The sequence below is a fragment of the Roseiarcus sp. genome, from assembly GCF_052145395.1.
GTDB lineage: Bacteria > Pseudomonadota > Alphaproteobacteria > Rhizobiales > Beijerinckiaceae > Roseiarcus.
Window position 1 is genome coordinate 1 of record NZ_JBKQOT010000022.1, and the last position, 4,711, is coordinate 4,711.

A 4,711-nucleotide genomic window follows, 5' to 3' on the forward strand; every position below is an offset into this window, starting at 1 on the left:
GTGCTGCGCAAGCTTAGGGTAAGAGACCGGGCGCAGGCGATCGCGCTCTCCTCCGCCTTCGAGCGTAACCGAAACGTGCAGTGACTATTCTTTTGACATTCAGCCGATCGGCACCGCCCTCTGGCCGCACGGCGTAGCTGATCACTACTGGCGGAAACCATGGCGGCGATACAGAGGGACACGGCAAGTCGACATGGTCGGCGTTTAGCCGCTTGCCCACTCCCAACTCGTTAACGTGGCGATGTCGGCGTGCCCTAATCGACTTACTGACGACTCTTGTGTGTTAGCTTTCGGGCCGAGATTGACTCACAGGAACGGAAGTAGAGGAAGGACGTCCTAAGCCATTCGCAGGAGAAACATGGATGTTAGAACCATTTTTACTGCCCAAGCCGAAGAGGCGCTTGAGAAATTCCATGACGCATCACGCATCAATGAACGACCCCTGCGCTCTATTCATCATTCCCGAATCTATCTAGAAATTCCTGGACTATAGTTCGCCGCTTTAGAATGAATACCTGTTGAAGCCCAAACAAGATCACGAAAACCATGAAGCAAGCTACCGCTTGCACCCCCTCAGGATCCACCATATATGGATCGCTTTCTCTCACTGATTTCATAAATATAGAAACAACAACTACGGATATAATGACATTTATCTTTTGATCAAGAAGAAACCCAAGCACTCTTATTGGAAGTAGAAGACCGATCCCAATGAAGACACCAACGATCGCCCAATGCAGTGCCATTATGGCTCCCCCGATCTAGGGCAACAGTCGTTCTAGAGCGCAATGAAACGTCAAGTCGCCGCGAACTTCAAGGGTGTGGTCGTTGCGGTTAATACGCAACGCGGGCGTTTTTTTACCCAATTTGTGTAACCGGGGCAGAATTTGGGGCGGGTGGATTATGTTGGAACGGGCGCGATAAGGCTTTCGAGGGGCTCACATTGACGAAATGATCGTCGACCGCGACTTCGATCTCGACCAGCGGAAAGCTCGGTGAAGCGCGGCAAGACGGGGACGAGCAGCAGAGGCCCAACCCCGCCCCGATAAGGCCGTCGAAAAACCGCGCCTCACCCCTCCATCAACGCGAGCACATGCGCGGCCACCGAGCGCGCCAGGGCGTTGAGGTCGTAGCCGCCCTCCAGCACCGACACGATGCGGCTTCCGCAGCGCCTCTGGGCGATTTCCATTACGCTCCGCGTCACCCAAACAAAGTCCGCCTCGACGAGATTGAGGTTACCGAGCGGATCGAGGCGGTGGCCGTCGAAGCCGGCCGAGATGACGATGAGATCGGGCGCGAAGTCGGCGATGCGCGGCAGGATCGCAGATTCCATCGCCTCGCGGAAGGCTTCGCCCCCGTCGCCGGCGCGCAAGGGAGCGTTTACGATCTGATCGTGCGCGCCTCGGTCCCCGATCTCCCCCGTGCCGGGAAAGAGCGGCATCTCATGGGTCGATGCGTACATAACGTTCCGGTCGTCCCAGAAGGTGTGCTGCGTGCCGTTGCCGTGATGGACGTCGAAATCGACGATCGCGACGCGCTTAGCGCCATAGATCGCCTGCGCGTGACGCGCGGCAATGGCCGCGTTGTTGAAGAAACAGAAGCCCATCGGCATCGCGACTTCAGCATGATGGCCCGGCGGCCGCGTGGCGACGAAGGCGTTTCTGACCTTGCGGGTCATCACCTCGTCGACTGCGAATATCGCGCCCCCCGCCGAGCGGAGCGCGGCCTCGAACGAGCCGGGCGAGATCGAGGTCTCGTCGTCGATGGCCGTGTGTCCCTGCGTCGGCGTCGCCGCGCGGATCGCTTCGATATAGTCGAACGGATGGACGCGGGCGATCTCCGAAAACTCGGCGCGCGGCGCGACGTCGCGCGCCAGCATCTGGAAGACCTCGCTCTCCAATGCCCGGTCGATCGCCCGCAAACGGTCAGGCTGTTCGGGATGTCCCTCGCCCATGTCATGCGCCAGGCACGCGGGGTGGCTGATGAGCAGAGTGGTCACGGGCTGATGCCCAGCTTGCCGAAACGCATCCCCCCTTAGCCTGCGCGGCACCCTCGCGCTAACGCGCGGGAAAGTCCATTGCGCATGACGCTTCACTGCGGCATCGGCTCGGGTTCGCGGACCCGCCGCTTGGCTTGCGCCTCAGCCTCCGGGTAGAGGCTCGGCAGCTCGCTGAAGACGCGCAGGTCCGTGAGCCGTGCGCCTTATGGGTGAGAGCAGTCCTGCCCACCGTTCGACGCGGCCGGCGCCATGAGAATGTCCGGCAAAGCCGCGTCCAGGCCGAACCGAGCCGTCACTGCGATAGCTTCCAGCCCGATCGAACCGCTCGCATGCGCAAGCTCGCCACAGGCCCGTTTCAGGACCGCCCCGCCTCTTCTCCGCATTGTTTGGTGTCAATCGGCATGGAGTTTCGACGCCGATCGGCGAGGTGTCACGCTGCTAAGCCCTTGGTTTGGCGGACCTATGATGCGACCAGAGGGGTCATTGTTCAAATTCGATTCACACGTGAAGCGGTCATTGAACCTTAATCCCGCTGATCGACGGAACGCGCACCCGCGGCGAACTCAAGCTCGAAATCGCCCGGCGTCACGACGTTTGCGTAACTGAGGCTTCGGCGCAGCTCGATGAGATGCTGACCAAATGCGCCAGAGTCGGACTCATGGCCGGCTAGCCGGCGCGCCGGCGCCCCGCAAGGGGGCGCAGTTAACCCCGATTTCACGGCCCCGCCGACAATGATCGGACGCTGGGCAAGGCAGGAAGGAGCTTTCCTTCGCGCCGGCCGCTCTCCCTCGCCGCGCCGTTCCGGCCGGTTCCCTCCGAACCAGCCTCGTTGCGCCGGGCGCACCTGCCGGCTTCTACGAGTCCGCGGCGCGAAAAAAGAGTGCGCCGTTTGGCGGGACGGTGATCGCGGCCGACTGCGCGAAGCCGTCGAGCGCCGGGCCGTCCGCGTAGACGATTCCCCCGTTGCCGATCGGCTGAGGATTGGGAAAGCCGTCGTAATAGTCGGTATTGAAGAGCTCGATCCACTCGCCGTCCCGCGGCAACCCTACGCGGTAGTCGTACTTCGGCTGCTCGTCGAAGCTCACCACCGCCACGACGTCCTGACCCCTGCCGTCGGCGACCCAGCGATGGACAACGATCAGCCGATCGAAATCATTGACGCGCGACGCGCGCACGCCGTCCGCGTTGAGCGCCGGCTGCCGTCGTCTCAGCGCGATCAGATCGCGCATGAAGCGTCGATAGTCGGCCATCGTCGGCTCCGTGGCGAGCCCATCCCACCAGATCAGATGGCCCGGATGGTTCTTTTCGTCGTCGCACCAGAGCTTGTCCTCGAGGATCTCCTGGCCCATGAAAAGCGCCGGGATTCCGGGCGCCGCGAACAAGAGCGCCGCCGCGGCTCGGCTGCGGCTGCGTGCGTACCAGGATTGCCGGTCGGCCGGATCAGCGAGCATGGCGACGCGGGCCGCGCCGTCATGCCCGAGGTAGGTAAGGTCGTGGTTTTCGAGACACTGCACCAGACGCCACGCGGCGTCGTAGCCGGCCGGCAGGTCGAGCGCGGCGGCGACAGGGTCAAGCTCGAGCTGGGCGCCCGCCCCGCCCGCGGCCTGCGTCAGAAGGCCGCGCACGGCGTCCCGGAACGCGTCGCCGAGCGTCGCGTCGAAGCCGAGGCCGGCCGGCGTCGGCGTGACCGGAAAGGCGCGATCCCGGTCCCAGTATTCGGCGATCTGGATGGCGGACGGCCGGATGAAGCGCACGGTGCTCGTTATGTCCTGGCAGAGTTCGGCTCCCGCAGGCCGATTGTCCGAGATGACTCTCACCGCGTCGTAGCGGATTCCGTCGATCCGATACTCCTTGATGAAGGCCGAGGCGTTGTCGATGAGGAATTGCCTGACGTTGGCGTTCCCGTAAGCAAACACCAAGCCGCCGGCCCAGCCCTGATTGGTGAAGTAGAGGCTGTTGTTTTGATCGCCGTCGGGAGATCGGTCGTAGAAATAGAGGCTCTGCGGGTCGAAGCCGCCGCCGGCATGATCGTAGACAAGATCGAAGATGACGGCAACGCCATGCAGGTGCGCGAGATCGATCAGGCATTTCAGCTGATTGACGCCCGGCCGAAGCTCTTCGAGGGTCAGCGGCCCGGCGCCAAACTTAGCGAGCGTCGCGTTGATCTGCCCAAGATAGCGCGCGAGATCGGCGTCGTCGCCCACCTGGTAGCGTTGCTCGGGCGAGAAATAGTCGACGCCGTTGTACCCTTCGCTGAATTCCGTCTCGAATTCCTGGATTGGCAGGAGCTGAACGGCGGTGATGCCGAGGTCGCGGAGGTAGCCGAGACGCGTGGCGACGTCGAGAAAGCGGCCTCCCCGCGACGCGCGCGCTTGAGCGCCGGTCGCATCCACCGCCCACCACGTGCCGATGTGCAGCTGATAAATGATCAACTTGCTGAAATCCGGTGGCCTCCAGGCCCCGTCATGCCAAGGATAGGCCGCCGGGTCGCGAAGGATGCAATAGGAAGCCGGGAAGGCGGGCGTCAGCGTCAGTTCGCGCGCATAAGGGTCGCGCTTGGGCCCTTGCGAGGCTTCGCCGTCGACCCAGAACAGATACTGGAGCCCGTCTTCGGCGCTGTCGAGGAATCCGGCCCATGTCCCGTCCGGGAGCGGGGTCAGGCGGTCGTCCGGGCTTGGAGTCCAGCCGGGCGCTCCCGACCTGTTAAGCGCG

Annotated in this window: 2 protein-coding genes; both read right to left on the reverse strand. The window is 62.9% G+C overall.

Going from position 1 to position 4,711, the window contains the following annotated elements:
* Positions 1 to 1,069 precede the first annotated feature (1,069 nt).
* Complete coding sequence (locus ACLP25_RS00680) at positions 1,070 to 1,999, reverse strand: histone deacetylase family protein (protein ID WP_442467325.1); 930 nt, start codon at positions 1,997 to 1,999, stop codon at positions 1,070 to 1,072.
* A gap of 854 nt (positions 2,000 to 2,853) precedes the next feature.
* Positions 2,854 to 4,711 (reverse strand): alpha amylase C-terminal domain-containing protein (locus tag ACLP25_RS00685; RefSeq protein ID WP_442467326.1); only part of this gene is annotated, 1,858 nt, incomplete at its 5' end.